Origin of the sequence: Paraeggerthella hongkongensis, from assembly GCF_003726035.1 — a bacterium.
In the GTDB taxonomy this organism is placed as follows: Bacteria; Actinomycetota; Coriobacteriia; order Coriobacteriales; family Eggerthellaceae; genus Paraeggerthella; species Paraeggerthella hongkongensis.
In genome coordinates, this window is record NZ_QICD01000021.1 from 14,735 (window position 1) to 35,180 (window position 20,446).

At 59.9% G+C, this 20,446-nt stretch carries 21 protein-coding genes; 14 read left to right on the forward strand and 7 right to left on the reverse strand.

Going from position 1 to position 20,446, the window contains the following annotated elements; genetic code table 11:
• The first annotated feature begins 8 nt into the window (after positions 1-8).
• From rpsE to nagA, 8 genes are all read left to right on the forward strand, one after another.
• The gene (gene rpsE, locus DMP08_RS09355; RefSeq protein WP_114567145.1) at positions 9-536 is read left to right on the forward strand and encodes a 30S ribosomal protein S5; all 528 of its coding nucleotides are present in this window, start codon (positions 9-11) and stop codon (positions 534-536) included.
• Entirely contained in the window at positions 536-727 is a 192-nt protein-coding gene (rpmD, locus tag DMP08_RS09360) for a 50S ribosomal protein L30 (RefSeq protein ID WP_114567146.1), read from the forward strand. The genes rpsE and rpmD overlap by 1 nt, the downstream gene beginning before the upstream one ends.
• A 202-nt stretch (positions 728-929) precedes the next feature.
• Entirely contained in the window at positions 930-1,379 is a 450-nt protein-coding gene (rplO, locus tag DMP08_RS09365) for a 50S ribosomal protein L15 (protein WP_123192637.1), read from the forward strand.
• On the forward strand, positions 1,373-2,653 hold the full coding sequence (gene secY, locus DMP08_RS09370) for a preprotein translocase subunit SecY (RefSeq protein WP_123192638.1): 1,281 nt from the start codon (positions 1,373-1,375) through the stop codon (positions 2,651-2,653). The genes rplO and secY overlap by 7 nt, the downstream gene beginning before the upstream one ends.
• Before the next feature lie 454 nt (positions 2,654-3,107).
• Complete coding sequence (locus tag DMP08_RS09375) at positions 3,108-3,734, forward strand: adenylate kinase (protein WP_123192639.1); 627 nt, start codon at positions 3,108-3,110, stop codon at positions 3,732-3,734.
• 133 nt (positions 3,735-3,867) lie between these two features.
• Complete coding sequence (locus tag DMP08_RS09380) at positions 3,868-6,000, forward strand: cytochrome C oxidase Cbb3 (protein WP_244596904.1); 2,133 nt, start codon at positions 3,868-3,870, stop codon at positions 5,998-6,000.
• Positions 6,001-6,068: 68 nt separating this feature from the next.
• The gene (gene nagB, locus DMP08_RS09385) at positions 6,069-6,797 is read left to right on the forward strand and encodes a glucosamine-6-phosphate deaminase (protein WP_123192641.1); all 729 of its coding nucleotides are present in this window, start codon (positions 6,069-6,071) and stop codon (positions 6,795-6,797) included.
• 157 nt (positions 6,798-6,954) lie between these two features.
• On the forward strand, positions 6,955-8,073 hold the full coding sequence (gene nagA, locus DMP08_RS09390; RefSeq protein ID WP_123192642.1) for an N-acetylglucosamine-6-phosphate deacetylase: 1,119 nt from the start codon (positions 6,955-6,957) through the stop codon (positions 8,071-8,073).
• A gap of 169 nt (positions 8,074-8,242) precedes the next feature.
• Here nagA and DMP08_RS09395 read toward each other — a convergent pair whose 3' ends face one another.
• The 3 genes from DMP08_RS09395 to DMP08_RS09405 are packed head-to-tail and all read right to left on the reverse strand — an operon-like array spanning position 8,243 to position 10,703.
• Positions 8,243-9,199 carry a hypothetical protein gene (locus DMP08_RS09395; protein WP_123192643.1) on the reverse strand — a complete coding sequence of 319 codons (957 nt, stop codon included), beginning with the start codon at positions 9,197-9,199 and terminating at the stop codon, positions 8,243-8,245.
• Positions 9,196-9,939 (reverse strand): ATP-binding cassette domain-containing protein, encoded by a 744-nt coding sequence (locus DMP08_RS09400; RefSeq protein ID WP_123192644.1) that lies wholly within the window; start codon positions 9,937-9,939, stop codon positions 9,196-9,198. The genes DMP08_RS09395 and DMP08_RS09400 overlap by 4 nt, the downstream gene beginning before the upstream one ends.
• A complete protein-coding gene (locus DMP08_RS09405; RefSeq protein WP_123192645.1) occupies positions 9,927-10,703 on the reverse strand; it encodes a GTP-binding protein in 777 nt (258 codons plus the stop codon). The genes DMP08_RS09400 and DMP08_RS09405 overlap by 13 nt, the downstream gene beginning before the upstream one ends.
• Before the next feature lie 186 nt (positions 10,704-10,889).
• On the opposite strand from DMP08_RS09405, the gene DMP08_RS09410 reads away from it, so the two are divergent.
• The 4 genes from DMP08_RS09410 to DMP08_RS09425 all read left to right on the forward strand — a co-directional run bounded on the left by DMP08_RS09410 (position 10,890) and on the right by DMP08_RS09425 (position 14,022).
• Entirely contained in the window at positions 10,890-11,522 is a 633-nt protein-coding gene (locus DMP08_RS09410; RefSeq protein ID WP_161555456.1) for a Crp/Fnr family transcriptional regulator, read from the forward strand.
• 92 nt (positions 11,523-11,614) lie between these two features.
• A complete protein-coding gene (locus tag DMP08_RS09415) occupies positions 11,615-12,655 on the forward strand; it encodes an ABC transporter substrate-binding protein (protein ID WP_123192647.1) in 1,041 nt (346 codons plus the stop codon).
• A gap of 9 nt (positions 12,656-12,664) precedes the next feature.
• Entirely contained in the window at positions 12,665-13,417 is a 753-nt protein-coding gene (locus DMP08_RS09420) for an ABC transporter permease (protein WP_244596905.1), read from the forward strand.
• Positions 13,414-14,022, forward strand: coding sequence for an ATP-binding cassette domain-containing protein (locus DMP08_RS09425; RefSeq protein WP_123192648.1), 609 nt, complete (start codon positions 13,414-13,416; stop codon positions 14,020-14,022). Before DMP08_RS09420 ends, DMP08_RS09425 begins: the two co-directional genes overlap by 4 nt.
• Positions 14,023-14,175: 153 nt before the next feature.
• Here DMP08_RS09425 and DMP08_RS09430 read toward each other — a convergent pair whose 3' ends face one another.
• From DMP08_RS09430 to DMP08_RS09445, 4 genes are all read right to left on the reverse strand, one after another.
• Positions 14,176-14,850 carry an N-acetylmannosamine-6-phosphate 2-epimerase gene (locus DMP08_RS09430; RefSeq protein ID WP_244596906.1) on the reverse strand — a complete coding sequence of 225 codons (675 nt, stop codon included), beginning with the start codon at positions 14,848-14,850 and terminating at the stop codon, positions 14,176-14,178.
• Complete coding sequence (locus tag DMP08_RS09435; RefSeq protein WP_123192649.1) at positions 14,847-15,797, reverse strand: ROK family protein; 951 nt, start codon at positions 15,795-15,797, stop codon at positions 14,847-14,849. The genes DMP08_RS09430 and DMP08_RS09435 overlap by 4 nt, the downstream gene beginning before the upstream one ends.
• Positions 15,798-15,805: 8 nt before the next feature.
• Positions 15,806-16,750 carry a dihydrodipicolinate synthase family protein gene (locus tag DMP08_RS09440; RefSeq protein WP_123192650.1) on the reverse strand — a complete coding sequence of 315 codons (945 nt, stop codon included), beginning with the start codon at positions 16,748-16,750 and terminating at the stop codon, positions 15,806-15,808.
• A gap of 178 nt (positions 16,751-16,928) precedes the next feature.
• A complete protein-coding gene (locus DMP08_RS09445; protein ID WP_114567160.1) occupies positions 16,929-18,536 on the reverse strand; it encodes an ABC transporter substrate-binding protein in 1,608 nt (535 codons plus the stop codon).
• A 219-nt stretch (positions 18,537-18,755) separates the two neighbouring features.
• On the opposite strand from DMP08_RS09445, the gene DMP08_RS09450 reads away from it, so the two are divergent.
• The gene (locus DMP08_RS09450) at positions 18,756-19,295 is read left to right on the forward strand and encodes a very short patch repair endonuclease (protein ID WP_244596907.1); all 540 of its coding nucleotides are present in this window, start codon (positions 18,756-18,758) and stop codon (positions 19,293-19,295) included.
• A 193-nt stretch (positions 19,296-19,488) separates the two neighbouring features.
• On the forward strand, positions 19,489-20,445 hold the full coding sequence (locus tag DMP08_RS09455) for an ABC transporter permease (RefSeq protein ID WP_114567161.1): 957 nt from the start codon (positions 19,489-19,491) through the stop codon (positions 20,443-20,445).
• Position 20,446 lies beyond the last annotated feature (1 nt).

A 20,446-nucleotide genomic window follows, 5' to 3' on the forward strand; every position in this document is an offset into this window, starting at 1 on the left:
AATGTCTTATGGCTCGTAACAAACAAGACAACGCCGCGGTCCCCGAGCTCCAGGAGCGCGTCGTCTACATCAACCGCGTGTCCAAGGTCGTCAAGGGTGGCCGCCGCTTCGCGCTGACCGCGCTTGTGGTGGTTGGCGACGGCAACGGTCGCGTCGGCGTGGGCATGGGCAAGTCCCAGGAAGTGCCCATCGCCATCAAGAAGGGCGTCGAGGACGCGAAGAAAAACATGTTCACCGTGCCTCTGACCGCCGAGAAGACGCTTCCGCACGAGATCATCGGCGAGTTCGGCGCTGGTCGCGTGCTCATCAAGCCGGCTACGCCCGGTACCGGCGTTATCGCTGGCGGCGCTGCTCGTGCCGTCATGGAGCTGGCTGGCGTGACCGACGTGCTCACCAAGTCGCTGGGCACTGACAACGTCATGAACGTGGTCAAGGCCACCGCCGAGGGTCTCAAGAACATGGAGAGCCCCCAGGAGGTTGCTGAGCGTCGCGGCCTGTCCGTTGCTCAGATCTACGGCTGGAAGGAGCAGAAATAATGGCAGAAGCTAAGAAGACGCTGCGCATCACGCAGGTCAAGAGCGCCATTGGCTACAAGAAGGATCAGGGTGCCACGTTGCGCGCCCTCGGTCTTGGCAAGATCAACCGTTCGGTCGAGCAGGTGGACAACGACTGCGTCCGCGGCATGATCTTCAAGATCAAGCACCTCGTCGAGGTTGAAGAGATCTAAACTACGGTGCGTCGGCTCTTGGCCGGCGCACTTGCATCCTGCGCGGGCAAAACCTCGCGCAGGATGCTCTGCATTGCGCTACAATGCTTGATTGGCGCTTCGGGAGAATATGAGGCGTCAATAAGATGTTATTGGAAGTTTGTTGGCGGCGAGCTGCCAACACCGAGCAAGGGCTCGGAAAAGCGAATGAAGGAGAAATTCAATGGAACTCAAGGATCTCAAGCCGGCAGAAGGCTCTCGTAAGGCTCGTAAGCGCGTTGGTCGCGGCCCTGCATCCGGCACCGGCAAGACCTCCGGTCGTGGTATGAACGGCCAGAAGTCCCGTGCCGGCGGCGCTAAGGGCGTTGGCTTCGAGGGTGGCCAGACTCCGCTTGCGCGTCGTCTGCCGAAGCTGCCTGGCTTCAAGAACATCAACCATGTCGAGTACCTGCCCGTCAACGTCAAGCGTCTTGAGGAAGTCTTCGAGGCTGGCGACGTGGTGGACGGCGAGAGCCTGAAGGCCAAGGGCGTCATCAAGCATGCTGACGCGCTGGTGAAGGTTCTGGGCGACGGCGAAATCACGAAGGCCCTCACGATCAAGGTTGACAAGGTGTCTGCTTCCGCCAAGGCGAAGATCGAGGCGGCCGGAGGAAAGGTCGAAGAGCCTTGCTAAGCTCTATCATCGATGCATTCAAGGTACCTGAGCTGCGCAAGAAGATCTTGTTCACGCTCGGCATCCTCGCGCTGTATCGTTTCGGCGCGTACGTGCCGGTGCCTGGCATCCCGTTCAACGAGTTTGCGCATTCCTTTGCGGATTCGGGCGTGTCCATGACCATGCTCGACCTGTTCACCGGCGGCGCGTTGTCGAACTTCTCGGTGTTCTCGTTGGGCATCATGCCCTACATCACTGCGTCGATCATCATGCAGTTGATGCAGGGCGTCATTCCTGCCGTGGGCCGCTGGGCGAAAGAGGGCGAAACGGGCCGTCGCAAGATCACGCAGGTTACGCGTTACCTGACGCTGGGCCTAGGCCTGATCAACGCTATCGGCTATCTGCTGCTGTTCAAGTCTCCTCAGTACGGCGTGGTGTTCTCGACTGAGATCCCCGAATTCGTGACCGACATCCTCGTTGTGTTCACGCTTGTGGCGGGTACGGCGTTCATCATGTGGATGGGCGAGCTCATCACGCAGCGCGGCGTGGGCAACGGCATGTCGCTCATCATTTTCGTGAGCATCGTGAGTCGCGTGCCTTCCGCCATCTTCTCTTCGGTGAACCTGTCGGCCGACACGGCTATGGGCATTGCGGTGACGGCGCTCATCGTGGTAGTGGTTCTGGCATGCATTCCTGCGATCATCTTCGTGGAGCGCGCTCAACGCCGTATTCCGGTGAACTACGCCAAGCGCGTGCAGGGTCGTAAGATGATGGGCGGTCAGTCCACCTACATTCCCTTGAAGGTGAATGCGGCGGGCGTTATCCCGATCATCTTTGCAAGCTGCTTGATCTACTTCCCGGCTCAGCTGGCGGCGCTCTTCAACGTCGAATGGCTGACCATGGTGGCCGACGCCATCTCGTCTGGCTGGGTGAACTGGATCCTGACGGTGCTGTTGATCGTGTTCTTCGCGTACTTCTACACCTCGATGGTGTTCAACCCGGACGAGACGGCCGACAACCTGCGCAAGCAGGGCGGCTTCATTCCGGGCGTGCGCCCTGGTTCCGCTACGGTTACGTACATAAAGAACGTACTGCATCGCGTGACGTTGCCGGGCGGCATCTTCATCGCGGTCATCGCAGTGGTACCGACGATCATCTTCCACTTCACGGGCAACACGCTGGTTCAGGCGTTCGGTGGCACGTCGATCCTCATCATGATCGGCGTTGCGCTCGACACCATGAACAAGGTGGAAAGCCAGTTGAAGATGCACAACTACGACGGCTTCTTCAAGTAGCCTGTTTGTAAAAGCAAAAGCCCCGGCCAGAGGGTTTGCCGGGGCTTTTTTGTGCCCAAAAACGTCCTCCGTGTACAAAATTTGTACAAAAAACCGCTGACAAATGCCGTCGGGTGTCGTCAGATGCCAAGCAGCCAGCACGATGCCGTCTTTGTTTGCACGGTTATTGCTCCAATGTTGCGAGCGATTCGGCGCTTCCGCGAACCTTCTTTCTGCGAGCTGGACTCATGGACTTCGGTGCTTAAAGGGAGGGGCTGCAAGGAGCGCTGGTGCCTTCCGAACGCAACATTTCGTGCAGAATCGGGAATCCTTGCAATGCGGTTCTCGGTTTTTGCGGCAGGTTGCCAGATCGTAAACAAGCCGTCAGCCTGTCTTTCTGTTGAAATATGCGCGGGGGTCTAAGCGGTTTGGTACAATACGGCGCATCGATTGTAAGTCGAAAGGAAATCACATCATGAACATCGTGTTGTTGGGCGCGCCGGGCGCTGGCAAGGGAACTCAGGCTGCCAAGCTGGTCGAAGAGTTCGGTACGCCGCACATCTCGACGGGCGACATGCTGCGCGCGGCCGTGAAGGCCGGCACGCCGTTGGGCAAGAAGGCTAAGTCTTACATGGACGCAGGCGACCTGGTGCCCGACGAAGTCATCATCGGTCTGGTGACCGAGCGCTTGCAAGATCCCGATACCGAGAAGGGTTTTATCCTGGACGGTTTCCCGCGCACGTCCGCGCAGGCCGTTGCGCTTGACGCCGAGCTCTCCAAGTTGGAGCGCCCGCTGGATGCGGCTTTGCTCATCGACGTCGACTCCGAGGTTATCGTGAAGCGTCTGACGTCGCGTCGCATGTGCCGCGAGTGCGGCTGCATCGGATCCGTCGCGGATGCCGCTTGCCCGAAGTGCTCCGGCGAAATGTACCAGCGCGATGACGACAACGAGGCTACGGTGCGCAACCGCTTGGACGTGTACGAGAAGTCCACGGCTCCACTTATCGACTACTATCGCGGCTGCGATCTGCTGGTGTCCATCGATGGTGATCGCGATGCCGATGTCGTCTACGCTGACGTCAAACAGGCGCTCGAACTGTAACATCTGCACGACTTTCTCGTGGTATTGCCGACGGATGGGGCCTGATCTGCCCCATCCGTTGTTTTTTCCTCTATAATCCTATTTCATTATGCCAACCGTTCGAAGCAACATAGCCTATGCGTACGGCACCTTCATGCGCTCTCATCGAGCGACGGTTCTGCATATTGCCAAGAGCGCGTTCGCCATACTTGCCATTGCGTTTCTTCTGGAGACGTTTCTGTTCAACGTGAATTACTTCACCTCGGCAAATTACAACACGATCTCTCTGAACGATAAGCTTCAGCTGCGCGAGACTGCAGACAAGCAATACCAGATCACTGCGGTGAACAATGTGCTGGAATTCTCGAATCTGAATACCGAAGTGCACAACATATGGTTGAATTTCGATTATCGCCAGCCTGCTCAGGAGCTTTCCGTCAAGATCCAATTCACCGACGATGCGCATCATACGTATTTCGATTCGACCGAATACACTGCAGGCGTTCCGAACGTGTCGGTGTCGACGCTGTCCGATCAAAGCGAGTACATCAACCTCAACACTACGGGCTTGGTGGGCAATCTTCGTATCGAGATCGTAGGGGACGACGTCAAGTACCCCATAAAGCTTTCCGACTTGTGCATCAACGCACGGCATCCCTTCGATTTCAACATGACCCGCTTTACGATAACCGCAGCTCTTTTGGCGTTGGCGTTCGCTTTCAGGCCTCGCTCGGCCATATATCGCGTGCGCATCGTCGATGAACCGCGCAAGTCGAAGGCTGCGATCGTGACGACGGTTGCCATAGAGGTGTGCCTGCTCGGCTCCTTCCTGTTCTTGGGATCGAATCTGGTGGGCGTGGCGACGAAAGATTACAACAGCGGTTCCTGGGACGGTGTCAGCCTTGTGAACTCTTTCGAAGTGGGTGGAGACAATGCCCAGCAGTACGCCGAGTTGGCGAAGGCCATGGCGCGCGGGCAGCTGTACCTTGAAGAGGAGCCGCCTCAGTGGCTGCAGGAGATGAGCGACCCCTACGACAAGGGCGCGCGCGACGAGGCGCAAAAGGAAACGGGGGAGGAGTACCTCTTCGATGTCGCCTATCACGACGGGCATTACTACGTGTACTTCGGCGTGGTGCCGGTGCTGCTGTTCTACCTGCCGTTCTACTTGCTGACGGGCGCGAGCTTTCCCACTGCCATCGGCGTCCTGATCGCCGTGGTGGCGTTTGTTTTGGGATGTTCGGCATTGCTGGATCGTTTTGCTCGCTACCACTTCAAGCAGGTCAGCTTGGGACTGTACCTGTTGTTGCAGATCCCTCTGGTCATGTGCTGCGGCGTGCTGTACCTGCTCAAGTTCCCCACGTTCTATTCGCTTCCCATTGCGTTGGGCTTGGCGTTTTCGGTTTGGGGCCTGTACTTCTGGATGAAGGGGCGCGCCGCTTCTCGCCCCGAAAAATGGTACCTGATCGGTTCTTTGTGCATGGCGCTCGTGGTTGGATGTCGTCCGCAGCTGATCGTTTTGTCCCTGCTGGCGTTCCCGCTGTTCTGGAGGCCCTATATTACGAAGCGCCGCCTGTTCTCTGCCCAAGGCGCCCGTGAATTCGCCTGTCTTATCGGTCCTTACGTGGTGGTTGCGGCTGGTTTGATGGGGTATAACTATGCTCGATTCGGATCGTTGACCGATTTCGGAGCGAACTACAACCTCACGGTGAACGACATGACGAAGCGCGGGTGGAACATCGGACGCCTCGCTCCGGCGTTGTTCGCGTATTTCCTCCAGCCGCCGAGCGCGACCGGCGTTTTCCCCTATTTGCAGGCGGCGCCGTTCGAGACTACCTATATGGGGCAGACCATCAAGGAAGCAACCTTCGGCGGAATACTGGCGTGCCTTCCCGTGTTGTGGGTGCTTCCGTTTGCGAAGCGCATCCTGCAGCTGCGCATCAGCCAACGTTCGACGCGCACGATTGCGGGCGTGATCATGGTGCTGCTTCTGGGCGGCGTTATCGTGGCGTTGGCCGACGCGCAAATGGCCGGCATCCTGCAACGGTACTATGCCGATTTCAGTTTCATGTTCTTGGCTGCCGTGGTGCTGCTGGCGTTTATCGTCAACGAGAACCTTGCTCCGGGCTCCACTACGCAGAATCTGCTCATGAAGGTTCTGCTGACCTTGGTTACCGTTTCGGTGCTGTACAGCGCGCTGCTGTGCTTCGTGCCTGAGACTGGCTGGTACTCCGACGTGTACGACTGGGCGTACCAGAACATTATCGAGACTGCGCAGTTCTGGACGTAGCGTCCAGTGACGGCAAGCGCGGCGGCGCGAAGCCGTCGAGATCCTATTGTCCTAGAAGGGAATGCAGAGTGAACATCATCATCGCCGACACCTACGAAGAAATGAGCCGTAAGGCGGCCGACGTCATCGCGGACTGCCTTGCGGGCGATCCGTCTTGCGTGCTGGGCTTGGCAACCGGCTCCACGCCGATCGGGTTGTATGCGGAACTGGTTCGCGACTGCGAGGCCGGCAAGATCAGCTTCGCCGACGCAACGACGTTCAACCTGGACGAGTATCGCGGCTTGGATCCCCAGCATGATCAGAGCTATCGCTACTTCATGCAGCAGAACCTGTTCGATCACGTGGACGTGGACGTTGCCCGTACGCACGTGCCCGACGGCTCCAACCCGGATGCCGATGCTGCATGCGCGGCGTACGAAGAGGCCATCGCTCGTGAGGGCGGGGTGGACTTGCAGCTCTTGGGGCTGGGGCACAACGGTCATATCGGCTTCAACGAACCGTGCGAATGCTTTCCGGTCGATACGCATGTGGTCGAGCTGACGGAGAGCACCATCCAGGCCAACAGCCGTCTGTTCGACTCTATCGACGAGGTTCCGCGCGAGGCGTACACCATGGGCATCGGCACCATCATGCGCGCTGCTAAGGTTTTGGTGGTGGCCAACGGCGAAGGCAAGGCGCAGATCGTGCGCGACGCCTTCTTCGGCCCTGTTACGCCGCAGGTTCCGGCTTCGGTGCTGCAGTTGCATCCGGACGTGACGGTGATCGTCGACAAGGAAGCGGGCGCGCTGATCGGCTAGACCCGATTTCACTTGGCGCAAACTCTCGCGTGCTTTTGCTCGCGGCGTTTTGCGCCGGCTTGTCGATTGCGCGAAGGGATCTCTGCTTGCTTGGTGGAGATCCTTTTCTTTTGCCCTGCGGATGCGAGAATGGGCGAAAACGGGAAAGGACGGAGCAATGCTCATAACGGGAGGAAAGGTATTCGACGGCGAAGGGTTCGTCGAGCGTGAGGTTGCCGTGAAGAACGGCCGGTTCGCGGATTCTGCGGCAGCCGACGCCTTGGTCGTCGATGCTGCGGGGTGCTACGTGATCCCCGGTTTGATCGACGTGCATTTCCACGGATGCAAGGGTCACGACTTCTGCGAAGGGACCGAGGAGGCATTCGACGTGCTTGCTCGTTACGAGGCTTCATGCGGCGTGACGGCCATGTGCCCTGCCACGATGACCTACCCGGAAGGCGTGCTGGCGCCCGTGATGGACTGCGCTGGCTCATACGAAGAGAAGTCTGACGGGGCCGCCCTCGTGGGCATCAATATGGAGGGGCCGTACATCTCGCCCGGCAACATCGGCGCGCAGAATCCGGCGTATCTGCATGGGCCCGACGTTGATATGTTCGGGCGTTTGCAGGATCGTTCGGGCGGCCTTATCAAATTGGTCGACGTGGCTCCCGAAATACCCGGGGCTTTGGAGTTCATCGAGGCGGTTGCTCCATCGGTCCGTGTCTCGATCGCCCATACGAAAGCGAATTACGAAACCGCGCGTAGGGCCATCGAGGCGGGCGCACGCCATATGACGCATTTGTGCAATGCCATGCCGCCGCTGCATCATCGCGAGCCCGGCCCTATTGCCGCTGCATTCGATTGCGCGGACGTGACTCCCGAGCTGATTGCCGACGGCGTGCACATCCATCCCGCTATGGTGCGCTTGTTGTTCGCTGCGTTCGGGGACGATCGCATGATCCTCATCAGCGATTCCATGATGGCCGCGGGCATGCCGGACGGGACGTACACCCTGGGAGGTCAGGGCGTTACCGTGCACGGCAATCGCGCCACGCTTGCAGACGGAACGATTGCGGGATCGAATACCGATCTTATGAGCTGCGTTCGTGTGGCGGTGAAGGACATGGGCATCCCCTTGGCAAGCGCGGTGAAGGCGGCTTCGGTCAATCCGGCTCGTGCTATCGGCATCGATGACGATCGGGGCGGCATTCAGCCGGGAAAGATCGCCGACGCTGTCGTGCTCGACGAAGACCTCAATGTTCGTCACGTCGTGCTGCGGGGCCGCCTGCTTTCGTAGAGCGGTCGAGACGGAGGCAGCGAGGCGAACGGCAGCTGACGAGGCATGCAGCGGTGGGGTGGGGCGCGCGAGACGGAAGGGCGACGGCCCATTTCCGGGTCTTGTTCCGCCCGCCGCTGCCCCCCCCCTTTTTTTTTGTCTAGCCAAGTTCGACCGGGTCTTGCGAGATCTAGCCGATCACCTCGGCCGAGGGAATGTGCTGGCGGTAGAGTTTGTAGAACGCGCGGGAGTCAAGCGCGTCGATGAACGATTGGCTGACGGTGAGGCAGGCGTCCGCGTCATCTTGGGTTGAGGCGTGCTTGAGCGATTGCTGCGGACATACCACAAGGTCGCCGTTGGCCGCATAGAAGTCGAGCAGTTCTTCGGATAGCAGCGCGCGGCATACGCGACGCGCAACCTCATCTTCGATTGACGTGCGCGCGCAAAAGTACGATGGCAGCAATACGGGTCCCTCGTGCGGCGTTTCGAAGAACGAATCGGTTCCGTCGGCCCGCAAGGCGTACAGCGAGGGGACCAAGGCGAAATCCACTTCCTTGGTGCGGGCGGCTTTGAACGCCCCGATGGGCATCGCGGTGGCGGTGCAGCGTTGCAGCAGCTCTTCCGCAACGGCCTTGCCGTAGCGCTCCCACACGGATTTCACCAGGATCTTTCCAGCTGAGTTGTCGATTCCCCCGAACGCTACGCGTGCGTTGCGAACCAGGGTGGGCAGAGGGTCGTTCGGGATGGGCGATCCGCCGTACAGCACAAGTGGAATGGCAACTACGGGAAGCAGCTGGTCGGTGCGCTTTACGGCCTGTACGACGGCAGTGCTTTTAAGCGGGAGCCAGGTTGCGCAGTCGTGCAGAGGCCCCAGCGCATCGAACGCCTTCGCGCACTCGAACACCTCTAGATCGGCCGACACGATAAGGTCGGGCATCTGCGCGCCGTCGCGTGCAAGGTAGGCGGCCATGTGCTCGTCGTATCCAAGCCCGAAAAAGCGTACGACCAGATGTATGCCCTCGCGTAGCAGACGTTCTTGCAGGTTCGCAAGGTAGATTTTCTCGAAGTTGTGCAGAATGCAGATGTGGTTCCAATACAACGTGACGGTTACGGGCTCTTTGCTGGAGCGTTCGTACGATTCGTTCATGCGAGTGCTTCTCCTGTTCTCAGGGCGCTTTGGAGCGCCTTGGTTTGGCGGTAGGCTTGATGCAGGCGGGCCTCCAGCTGCTCTTCGGCAGTTGTGCGGTTGCGGACGCAAGAGACGGCTCCGCCCGTCATGACGATGCGCGTATCGGCCAGGAGCGCCGTATGCGGGTCATGCGTGACCACTAGCACGAGCTTGCGTGCATCGAGGAGAGCTTCGAACGCCGCCTCCTTGTCGATTCCTGCGTTCTCTATCTCGTCGACCAGGACGACAGGGCTGTTGCAAACAAGCGCGATGTCGGCAATCATGAGCGCTCTGGTTTGTCCGCCTGACAAAAGGTTGAGATTGCAGGCGGCGTCGATGCGCTCGGGCGTAATGCGGTTTGCCAGCTCGAGCACTTCGGGCGCGCTCGCGCTTGAGGCGCGACAGGCGCGATGCAGCTCGACGAACTGGTTAACGGAAACGTCCAGGACGAAGCGCATGTTTTGGCTCAGATGCGCAATGAGCGATCCGGAGTAGGAGCGACGTTGCTCTTTTCGAGGGGTGTCGCCGTCTACGAGGATGCTTCGCTTGGTGGGGGAGTCTCCTTGGACAAGCTGCTCGATGTCTTTTATGAGACGGGTCTTGCCCGATCCGGTGTTGCCGACGATGGCGTACAGCCTGCCCGTGTGCAATTCGATACGGTCAAACCGTTCAGGCTTTTCCTGTTTGTCGGTTCCAGGAAGCACGGTTATCTCATGCATGGACTGCCGCCTTTCTGGTAAGCGGTCAGCGGAGCTTTTTGACGTGACGCGCTTTTGCCGGGTACTGCTGGCTGGTCTTCGAAGGTCATTTTTCCCACGACGCCTTGCTGAAACGCCGATCCTACCCGGCGTTCTCCCACGCAATACGAGCAAACTCCGGACGGCATCGTATGGCGCAGCGTGTCTCCTTCAAGCGTGGGCGGAGGTGCTTGTTCCATAATCCAGTCGCACAATTCGTCAACTCCGTAACCGGCAAGCCCATCGATGGCAAACACGGCGGCATGCGGATTGATGCGCGCGATGTTTGCGCAGACGATCTCCCGCTCCGCCTGGGATACCATGTCGGTTTTCGACACCACGACGAAGTCCGCCTGCGTAAGCATGGGTCCCAGATGCTCAGGCGCCTTGCAGCTGGCCGTTGCGTCCACCACGCATCCTGCCAACATGTTTCGAGTGGCGGGGGAGCAGCGGTGGCAAAGGCCGGCGGTTTCTATGAGCAGGCATGAAGCGTTTTGGTCGCGCGACCACTCCCAGAGGTCGGCAAGGTTGGAAACCAGAAAATGATCGGGGCATATATCGCCGCTGATTCCCGATACAGCAGGCAAGCCGAGTCCTGCGAACACGTGTCGGTCTTCGTCCGATATGCAATCGATCTTGCACAGGGCGGGCGGACAGCCCCGGTGCGCCAACGTGGGCGCTGCCCATCGAAGAACAGCGGTTTTTCCAACTGCCGATGATCCGCTGAACAGAACTACCTTGTCCATGCATCCTCCCGTCTTTTCGTTGCTTGGTTTCGGTCTAAGGCGCAACGCTTGCGCTCTACGATGGCGGTTTCCCCCAAGATCGTCAGTATCAAGTGAGACGCTTTCGCTAAAAAAGTTTTCCAAAGTTAACTATCTTGTGGTGTAATGAGCCTTGGTAGGTGCTGTTTTGCTAAACGTCGGAAGGAGGTGAGTCGTACGGCGGCTGACATTGCGAAAGCGCTGGAGCGCTCCGAGCTGTTGCGTGATGTTCGAATCGACCCACAGCGCGTGCGTGCGAAACGGCTACGCACCGGCCAGATGGTGGTTGACCGAGCAGGCGACGTTTCCTGCGTCGGATTGGTCCTGCGAGGCGTGATCGACGTGTACAGCGTTGCATTCGACGGATGTGAAATCAAGCTGTCCTCCCTGTACGAAGGGGAGATGTTCGGAATATGCAATCTGTTTGCCCCTAACGACCTGACTACGGTGCTGCGCAGTCGTAAAGGCTCGGACGTGCTGTTCATTCCTAAAGAGTACTTGATCGAGTTGATGAGCAACGACGGTGAGCTGATGTCACGCTACCTGGTGCTCTGCAACGGCAAGATCCAGTTCCTTTTGCGCCGCATGGAAGAGCTGACCATGCAGACGTCGCGCATGAAGCTGCTGAGTTATCTGCGTGATCGTGCGACCTGCGACGGACTGGTCGTATTTGAGGGAAGTCGCGAAGAAATGGCTCGTTACCTGGGAATAAGCAGAGCGACGCTCTTTCGCGAAATCGCTCACTTGAAACGCGAGGGAAGCGTGGTTTCCCGCGGAAGCGATCTGTACGTGCGAATGTGAGACGCTGCCATGTGCGGACTTCCCTTGGCGCGCGGTCGTTCAGGTATTTCGAAGGCGCTTTCGAATCGGAAAAACAAGAGAAAGAGGTTTTCATGGTACTGAAGAAGGTTTGGGCGTGTGCGGCCGCTATGGCCCTGAGCGCCTTCATGTTGGCAAGCTGCGCTTCGGGCGGTGCCTCCGCACCCTCGGCAGGATCCGGAGAAGACGCTTCTGCGAAGGCAGCTGCTCCGGTTGACGTGCGCGCGGTTGCGCTGAAGGGCCCCACGGCTATGGGCTTGGTGGAGTTCATGGACCAGGTTGACAAAAGCGAGGCAACCGATAACAACTATTCGTTCGATATCGCTGCGTCGGTTGACGAGGTTGTTCCCAAGATAGCAAAGGGCGAGGTCGATATCGCAGCCGTGCCTGCGAACCTGGCATCGGTTCTGTACAACAACACCAACGGCGAGGTGCGAGTTCTGGCCATCAATACGCTGGGCATCCTGTACATCTGCGAAACTGGAAACTCCGTGCAGGCCGCAGCCGATCTGAAAGGCAAGACCATCTACGCTGCAGGCAAGGGCGCAACGCCGGAGTACGCTCTTTCCTATATTCTGGAAAGCAATGGGCTTGTGCCTGGTCAAGACGTGACCATCGAATGGAAGAGCGAGCATGCCGAGTGCATCGCAGCTATGGCTCAGAATCCCGATGCTATCGCCATGCTTCCCCAGCCCTTCGTGGCGGCAGCGCAGGCAAAGAACGCCGATATTCGCGTTGCGCTTGATCTGACCAAGGAATGGGACGCGCTGCAAAAAGATGCAAGCGCCCCGAGTGCGCTGGTAACCGGCGTGGCGGTTGCGCGTGCGTCGTTCATCGAGGAGAACCCCCAGGCGGTTCAGGCGTTCATGGAGCATTACCGCGAGTCGGTTGATTTCGTCAATGCCAACGTCGATCAGGCCGCCGCTTTGGTGGGATCGTACGACATCGTTCCCGAAGCCGTTGCGAAGAAGGCCCTGCCGGGGTGCAACATCGTATTTTTGAGCGGCTCCGACATGAAGGACAAGCTGTCCGGCTACCTGAACGTGCTGTCCCAGCAAAACCCCCAGTCGGTTGGCGGGTCGCTTCCCGCTGACGACTTCTACTACGGGGCGTAAGGAGCTTACGTGGCGGACAAAGCGCTCGGCATCGTATTCCCGGTGGCGTTTTGGCTGATCGTGTGGCAAGTTGCCAGCATGGCGATAGCCCAGGAGGTGCTGTTGGCGTCTCCTGTGGCTGTTGCCGTGCGCTTGGCGGAGCTGGTGCAGACCGTGGGTTTCTGGGGTTCGGTAGCCGTATCTCTTTCTCGTATTGCCGTAGGGTTTCTGCTGGCTATGGTGTTGGGCACCTTGCTGGCAGCGTTGTCTTCCCGCTTTCAGTGGGTGCGTCGCTTGCTGGCGCCGCTTGTGCAGGCTGTCAAGGCCGTGCCTGTGGCTTCGTTCGTCATCCTGGTGCTCATTTGGGTGTCGTCTGCCAACCTGTCGATCGTTATCTCGTTTCTGATGGTGTTTCCCCTGGTGTACGCTAATGTTTTGGAGGGCATCCGGCAAGTTGATCCGCAGCTTTTGGAAATGGCCCAGGTGTTTGACTTAAGCCCTCTTGCGCGGTTGCGCTACCTGTACTGCTCTCAAGTGCTGCCGTACTTTCAGGCGGCAAGCTCGCTTGCGCTTGGCATGTGCTGGAAGGCGGGTATTGCCGCCGAGGTCATCGGACTTCCCAGTTTCTCCATCGGCGAGCGTCTTTACGATGCGAAAGTCTACCTGAACACCCCCGATCTGTTCGCATGGACGGTTGTCATCGTTCTTATCAGCTTGATGTTCGAGCGGTCGTTCGCGAAGCTGCTTGAGCAGGCTGTGGCAAAGGTGGAGGAGATGCGATGAGGTTTGTCGACGTGACGAAGTCCTATGGGAAGACCGTTGTCATGCAAAGATTTTCAGCGGATCTCCAAGACGGTGCGGTTCACTGTATTCTAGGGCCGTCGGGGTGCGGGAAAACCACCTTTCTCAGGTTGGTGCTTGGGCTTGAGCAGCCTGACCAAGGGGTTATCGAGAAGGCGGACGATGCTCGATGCGCTGCCGTGTTCCAAGAGGACAGGCTCTGCGAAAACCTCAGCGTTTCCGCGAACATACGCTTGCCGCACGGACGGCTTGATCCGCAGGCGCGGGAGTTGCTGCGTTTCGATATGGAACGTTTGCTGGACAAGGTTGGCTTGGCCGGATCGGCCGGACGTCCGGTACATGCGCTTTCGGGCGGCATGAAAAGACGGGTCGCCTTGCTGCGAGCCGTTATGGCGCCGAGCAGCGTTATCGTGTTCGACGAACCTCTTAAAGGCCTTGACGGCGAAACGAAGCATCGCGTTATGGAAGTTCTCGTACCCTTGCTCAAAGCAAAGACCGTGCTTTGGGTGACGCATGATCCGGCTGACCGGGCGTACTTCGAATCTCCTTGCGTCTGGACCATGTCTTCCGAAGCTTTGCGAAGGTGACGGCGAAGCGAAACGGGAAGGATATGAGACAAAGGGACGGGGTCAATGACTCATTTTCTGGCCTGCGGCCGAAAATGAGTCATTGACCCCGTCCCTTTGTCTCACCAGGCGGGGAACAGGGCTGTTGCCGTGCTCCCCGCCTGGTTAAGCGGCTTACGCGATTGCGTTCGCGAACCAGGTGGTGATGCTTGTCGGGTGCGTGATGGCGGTCCCGACAACGATGGCGAACGCTCCGGCATCCATGGCTGCTTTCGCGTCGTCGGTGGTGTGGATACGGCCTTCGCAGAACACCGGCACATCTCCTGCCGCGGCGGCGGCTTCCTTTAGGAATTCCAGGTCGGGGCCGTTGGTTTTCGCGAGGCCTCCCGGCACGTATCCGGCAAGCGTGGTGGATACGATGTCGCAGCCCGCTTCGAGTGCGCGATGGACGTCTGCCATGCAGGAGCAATCGGCCATGACCAGCGTTTCCCCGCGCAGGGCTTCGACGGTTTCCTTGAACGTGCGGCCATCGGGGCGCGGTCGATCGGTTGCGTCAAGGGCAACTACGTCGGATCCGGCGCTTATGCAGGCACGCGCATGGCGCAACGTGGGCGTGATGTAGACGCCTTCGTGTCCTTCTTTCCATAAGCCGATCACGGGGATCTCGACGCGACCCTTGATGGCCGCGATATCGGACAGGCCCTGGCAGCGAATGGCAGCAGCTCCCCCCAATTCTGCAGCACGTGCGATTTGAGCCATGGTTTCGGGGTGGCGCATAGGCTCGCCCATATATGCCTGGCAGCTTACAATGAGCTTGCCGCGAAGTGATTCGATAAGCGGATTGATCACGAACGTCCTTTCAAGGTGTCCAGCAGGTACTCGGCTGCCCCGATAAGGGGCGCGTTGTCTTTGAGCGTTGCGTCAACGATGGGCAAAGCGTGCATTACGGCGGGGGCCTGTCGCTCGAACGCCGTCTGCACGGCCGCGCGCCACGAAGGTCCGGCGTTGCAGACCGATCCCGAAAGCACCACCAGTTCGGGATCGAGCAGGTCCGTCCAAGTGGCGATAGCTTCTCCCAAGGCAGAGCCCGCTTCTTCGATGATGCGGCGGGCAAGCTCTTCTCCCTGCAAGGCGCGTTGCGCAATCTCGCCGCCGGTCACGGGGTCTCCTCCCGCAGCCGCATAGCGGCGCTCGATGCCGCTGCCAGCGGCGATGGATTCCAGATCGCTGGCGTTTCCGCAGGTGCGCGGGTCGCCTGAAGCGTCGGGGCAGGGGGTACGACCCACCTCGCCCGCGAACCCATGGGCGCCCAGCAGCACGTGGCCGTTGACGATGATGCCGCCCCCCAAGCCCGTTCCCGCGGCGATGACCAGGCATGTTTGAGCGCCTCGTGCCGCCCCCCAGCGGGCTTCGCCCAAAGCATGCGCCTTGACGTCGTTGAGGACTGCGGTTGGCAGGCCGTGGGTTTGCTCCAGGCGCTCTGCGACGGGCTGTCCGGTCCAGCCGGGCATGAGCTCGTTGGCGTAGGCGATGGCGCCGGTGCGCACGTCCACGCATCCAGCCGTTCCCACGCCAATGCCCGAAATGGGCCTCTCCGCATCGGACAGCACGTCGCCGACCAGATCGCAGAGGGCGTCGAGTACCGCGGCACCTCCGCGGTTCGCCTGCGTCGGCACGCTGCGGCGCCCTTCGATCACGGGCTCGGCAGCGGGGGAGGCGTAGTGCGCAAGCGCCCCCGCCATTTTGGTGCCGCCCACATCGAAGACGGCGATGGTGCACGGATACTCGACGTTCATGCGGGTTCCTAGCTGCGCACGGGGGCATCGGCGGCCATGAGGCCGGCGCGCTTGATCACGTTGACGATGGTCTCCACGTCTTCGCCTTCCAGAGGCTGGACGGGCTCGCGCATCTGGTTGGTGTTGAACACTTCCATCTGCCACAAAGCCGTCTTGAACGCGCCCACGCCGGCACCGAAGCCCACGGTCGCCTTCACCTGACGGGTCAGGAACATGAGGCGGGCCAGGTGGTCCTGCAGCTCCTTCACGCGCTCCCAGTCGCCTGCCTGAGCGGCGCGCCACTGTTCCACGTAGCTTGCCGGGTCGAGGTTCGCCAAGCCCGGCACCGATCCGTCGGCGCCGGCCAGGTACGCGCCGTCGACGCAGACTTCATGACCGGTCAGCAGTTGCAGCGGATGACCGGCGTCTTCGTTCTCAAGGCACAGCCAGCGGAACGACACGTCGTCGCCGGAGGAGTCCTTGACGCCCTGGAGCACGCCGTCGGTGCCCAGACGAACGAGCATCGTGGGATCGAGCTTCGTGTGCACGCACACGGGCAGGTCGTAGGCGAACAGCGGCAGATCGGTCTGCTCGCGGATGGCGCGGAAGTGGCGCTCGACTTCCTTCGGGCCGCCCAGCGCGTAGAAGGGGGCGGTGGCAACCAGCGCATCCACGCCGTAGCCCGCTGCGCGCTTTGCCTGGTCGACCACGCGCAGGGTTTCCATATCGATGATGCCCGCCAGAACCGGCACGCGGCCGTGTACCATGGCGACGGCTTCCTGCAGCACGTGGTAGCGCTGCGCGTCGGTCAGGAAGGCGACTTCGCCCGAAGAGCCCAGGAAGAACAGGCCGTCGACGCCCGCCTCGATCATACGGTTGATGGAGCGCTCAAGCGCTTCCAGGTCGAGCTGTCGCTTCTCGGTCAGCGGGATGACGACCGGGGGGATTACGCCGCGAAACGGTGAATCAGTCATGGGTTTAAAGCCTCTTTTCCGTGTCTGTATGCAAACGGTAAAAGAATAGACCGCTCTTGTAGGCACGTCAACGAACAAGGGTTGGTTGCCACAGGAAAATCGCCTTGTTGCAACAAGAAGGCCCGCCTCCTTGTGGAAGCGGGCCTGTGCGGTGCTTGGTATGGTGCGAAGCGCTTGCTTACGCCTTGGCGCTTGCGCCCAGGAAGACCAGGCCGGTCGTCGCGATCGGCTGGAAGCCGGTGATCGTGGCGGACTGGTAGCCGGTCGCCAGTGCGCGATGGAACAGCGGGTACAGCGGAACCTGCTCGGACAGCAGATCGAAGCACTTGTTCCAGATTTCCTGCTGGTCCTTGCCGGTGGCCTCGCGAGCCTGCTGCATCATGGTCTGCAGCTCTTCGAACTTGCCGTCGCCAGCCTTCTTCCAGCAGGTGCGGCCCTGGGTCCACACGTTGTCGCCGTACCACCAGGACATCAGCAGGTCGGGGTCGTTGCCGAAGCAGGTCGGGTCGCCCGGGGTCAGCATGACGTCGTAGGGGAGGATGCTGTCGGACTCGGCAAGGGACGCCCAGTCGATCTTCGTCTCGTTGATGGTGCAGTTCAGGCCGATGGCGTCCAGGTCGTTCTTGACCTGAGCAGCCAGGTTCTTCACCCAGTTGTTGTTGGTCATGAGCTCGAACTTGAGATCGGTCACGCCAGCCTCGGCGAGCAGGCTCTTGGCCTTCTCCGGGTCATAGGTGTACACCGTGGAAGCCTGATGATAGTTCGGATGCTCCTTGGGCAAAAAGCCGGTGACAGCGGATGCGTGGCCGTCCATCGCGTTGGCGATGAGCTTGTTCGTGTCGATAGCGTAGAAGAACGCCTGGCGCACGCGAGGATCGTTGAACGGCTCCTTCAGCGTGTTGAACATGAAGAACGGCTGGTTGAAGCCCTGGATGTACTCGACCGTCGCGCCGGCGCCCACCAGCTGGTCGGCGTTGGCGTCGGGAACGTTCTCCATAACCTGAACCGTGGCCTCCTGCAGCGCGGTGGTGCGGGAGGTGTCGTCAAGCAGGACGTCCCAGTGCATGGAGTCGGCCGTGGCCGGCAGCGAGCCGTTGTAGTGCTCGTTGGGAACGAACTCGATCGCACCGCCGTCGTCGCCGTTGATGCTGGCGTACGCCCACGGGCCGGAGCCGATCGGCTTGGTCTTCAGGTCGTCCTCGGACAGGGCGGCGGGGAAGACCTTGACCACGCTCAGACGGCCTTCGAGCAGGCTCTCGAAGGGGTACTTCAGCGTGAAGGCGATGGTCTTGTCGTCCTTCGCGGCAACGGCGGAGATGAACGACAGGAAAGCGCCGTAGGTGGCGTCGGCCATGTTCTTCTCGAACGCGTTCACCACGTCGGCGGCGGTCACGTCGGTGCCGTCGGAGAACTTGGCGCCGTCACGCAGGGCGACCTCGTACTCGGTGTCGGAGACCTTCGTCGGCTTGGCGGCGGCCAGCGCGTTGTAGGTCTTGTACGTGTGCAGGTCGAGGTCGTACAGGCCCTCGAATACGTGCCACGTGGCGCCCAGCATGAGAGCGGAGCTGTTGCCAATCGGGTTGACGTTGGTGGAGCTGTAGGCGCAAGCACCCGTCAGCTGACCGCCCTTGACCGCAGCGCCGGCGTCGGTGCCAGTGCCTTCGGCCGGCGTTTCGGCGTTGCCGCCGCCGCAGCCGTACAGGCTGAGGCCTGCTGCCGCTGCTGCGACAGCGCTGCCCGCCAGGAACGTGCGGCGGGACAAAGATGCATTCTTATGCTGTTCCATTGGTTTCCCTCCATTTCGGTTTCGAGGCATCCGCGCCTCGATTGCACGCGCGTGATTGAGCACGCGCACAACAGCAATGCCCATTATCGGGGAAAACTTGAGGAAAATAAAGGACTTGTAAAATTCGAGTTATCGGCAGGGCTTGCGCGGGAAAACGGATGAGCAGGGGAAATGAATGGTATTATGCGCAGCATGACCGCCACTCTACATAAAAGTAACGTGTATGCAACAAACGGCGAGGTGCGTTCGGGGGCGTTTTCGGTGCGCGTGACCGCGCTTTCGCGCCCTGCGCTCCCTGCGCCGATGCGCTTGAAGGCCCCTCCTGCCACCAACGAGAACGTGCGCAAGTCCATGTTGGGAAACCGGCGAAGCAACACGAAGCCGGAGCTGCTCGTTCGCCAGCGCCTGCGCGCTGCGGGGTTGACGGGCTATCGTCTGCAATGGAAGGTTCCCGGGCATCCGGACGTCGCATGGCCGGGCAAGCGCGTAGCTGTATTTGTTAACGGGTGTTTTTGGCATCGCTGTCCTCGGTGCAAGCCATCCATGCCCAAAAGCAACGTGGAGTACTGGGCAGTGAAGTTTCAGCGCAACGTGGAGCGGGACGAGCGAAGCCGTGCGGAGCTCGAGCAGATGGGCTGGACCGTGCACGTTATTTGGGAGTGCCAGCTCAAGAAAAAGGAAATCGACGCCACGTTTGCTGCGCTGCTGCCCGTGCTGGCCGAAGAGCTGGGCAAGCCGCTCAAGCCCGATGGCGCCTAAGCGCGCTCAAAGATTACAAAAAACACTCCGTTTCCCGACAATCTGACCACATATTTCTTGTGCAGCTATACCCAAGATTCATATAGAATGCCTAATGGATGTTTGTGCGCGGGCCGCATTCGGCTGAAAACGGCCCGCGCACAAAGCCAGTAATTGTCAAAGCGTAAGAGCCGTAAAACGAAAGGAGGACGCGGTGAGCAACCTGCTACGACTGATCGGAAGGCGCCTGATAGCGCTGCCGATCATGATCTTCGGCGTGACCATTCTCGTGTTCTTCATTATGGCGCTGTCTCCTATTGACCAAGCTTATTCGGTCTTGGGCGAGAACGCCACCGAGGCGCAAGCCGAGCAGTACCGCGAGGAGCACGGGTTGAACGATCCGGTGCTCGTACAGTATGGAAACTATATGGCCGGCCTGTTCCAGGGGGACATGGGAACGTACGGTGCTAACAAAGCAGCCGTATCCGACCGTATCGCCGAAGCGCTGCCGGTCACGTTGCAGCTGACGTTCCTCGGTCTGATCATAGCGGTCTTTTTCGCGGTGATATTGGGCGTTGTTTCGGCGTTGTACCGCGATCGATGGCCCGACCAGATCATCCGCGTATTCTCGATCGCCTGTATCGCAACGCCTTCGTTCTGGCTTGCGGTGCTCATGATCCTGCTGTTCTCTTCGATGCTGCACCTGCTGCCGGCGTCGGGTCCGCTGCCTACGATATCGCAGGATCCGGCAGGGTGGCTCGCTCGCATGGCCATGCCGGCCATCGCGTTGGCGGTTCCCGTTACCGGCCAGCTGACGCGCGTTATCCGCACGTCGATGGTCGAGGAGCTGGACAAAGACTACGTGCGTACGGCTCTGGGCGCTGGCATTCCGAAGAGCGTCGTCGTGGCGCGCAACGTCTTGCGCAACGCGCTCATCACGCCGGTTACGGTTCTGGGCCTGCGCATCGGCTATCTGATCGGCGGCGCCGTGGTCATCGAGGTTATCTTCAACCTCCCCGGCATGGGCATGGCCATTCTTTCGGGCATCCAGAACAGCTACGTTTTGCTGGTTCAGGGCGTCGTGCTGGTGGTGGCCATCACCTTCATCGTTATCAACATCATCGTGGATATGCTTTATATCCTGATCGATCCGCGAATCAGGACGGTGTAGC

What these genes read in the sequence shown, in the direction of transcription:
- rpsE (WP_114567145.1), top strand. Translation starts at nt 9, where the DNA reads ATGGCTCGTAACAAACAAGACAACGCCGCGGTCCCCGAGCTCCAGGAG.
- rpmD (WP_114567146.1), top strand. Translation starts at nt 536, where the DNA reads ATGGCAGAAGCTAAGAAGACGCTGCGCATCACGCAGGTCAAGAGCGCC.
- rplO (WP_123192637.1), top strand. Translation starts at nt 930, where the DNA reads ATGGAACTCAAGGATCTCAAGCCGGCAGAAGGCTCTCGTAAGGCTCGT.
- DMP08_RS09375 (WP_123192639.1), top strand. Translation starts at nt 3,108, where the DNA reads ATGAACATCGTGTTGTTGGGCGCGCCGGGCGCTGGCAAGGGAACTCAG.
- DMP08_RS09380 (WP_244596904.1), top strand. Translation starts at nt 3,868, where the DNA reads ATGCGCTCTCATCGAGCGACGGTTCTGCATATTGCCAAGAGCGCGTTC.
- nagA (WP_123192642.1), top strand. Translation starts at nt 6,955, where the DNA reads ATGCTCATAACGGGAGGAAAGGTATTCGACGGCGAAGGGTTCGTCGAG.
- DMP08_RS09395 (WP_123192643.1), bottom strand. Translation starts at nt 9,199, where the DNA reads ATGAACGAATCGTACGAACGCTCCAGCAAAGAGCCCGTAACCGTCACG.
- DMP08_RS09400 (WP_123192644.1), bottom strand. Translation starts at nt 9,939, where the DNA reads ATGCATGAGATAACCGTGCTTCCTGGAACCGACAAACAGGAAAAGCCT.
- DMP08_RS09405 (WP_123192645.1), bottom strand. Translation starts at nt 10,703, where the DNA reads ATGGACAAGGTAGTTCTGTTCAGCGGATCATCGGCAGTTGGAAAAACC.
- DMP08_RS09415 (WP_123192647.1), top strand. Translation starts at nt 11,615, where the DNA reads ATGGTACTGAAGAAGGTTTGGGCGTGTGCGGCCGCTATGGCCCTGAGC.
- DMP08_RS09425 (WP_123192648.1), top strand. Translation starts at nt 13,414, where the DNA reads ATGAGGTTTGTCGACGTGACGAAGTCCTATGGGAAGACCGTTGTCATG.
- DMP08_RS09435 (WP_123192649.1), bottom strand. Translation starts at nt 15,797, where the DNA reads ATGAACGTCGAGTATCCGTGCACCATCGCCGTCTTCGATGTGGGCGGC.
- DMP08_RS09440 (WP_123192650.1), bottom strand. Translation starts at nt 16,750, where the DNA reads ATGACTGATTCACCGTTTCGCGGCGTAATCCCCCCGGTCGTCATCCCG.
- DMP08_RS09445 (WP_114567160.1), bottom strand. Translation starts at nt 18,536, where the DNA reads ATGGAACAGCATAAGAATGCATCTTTGTCCCGCCGCACGTTCCTGGCG.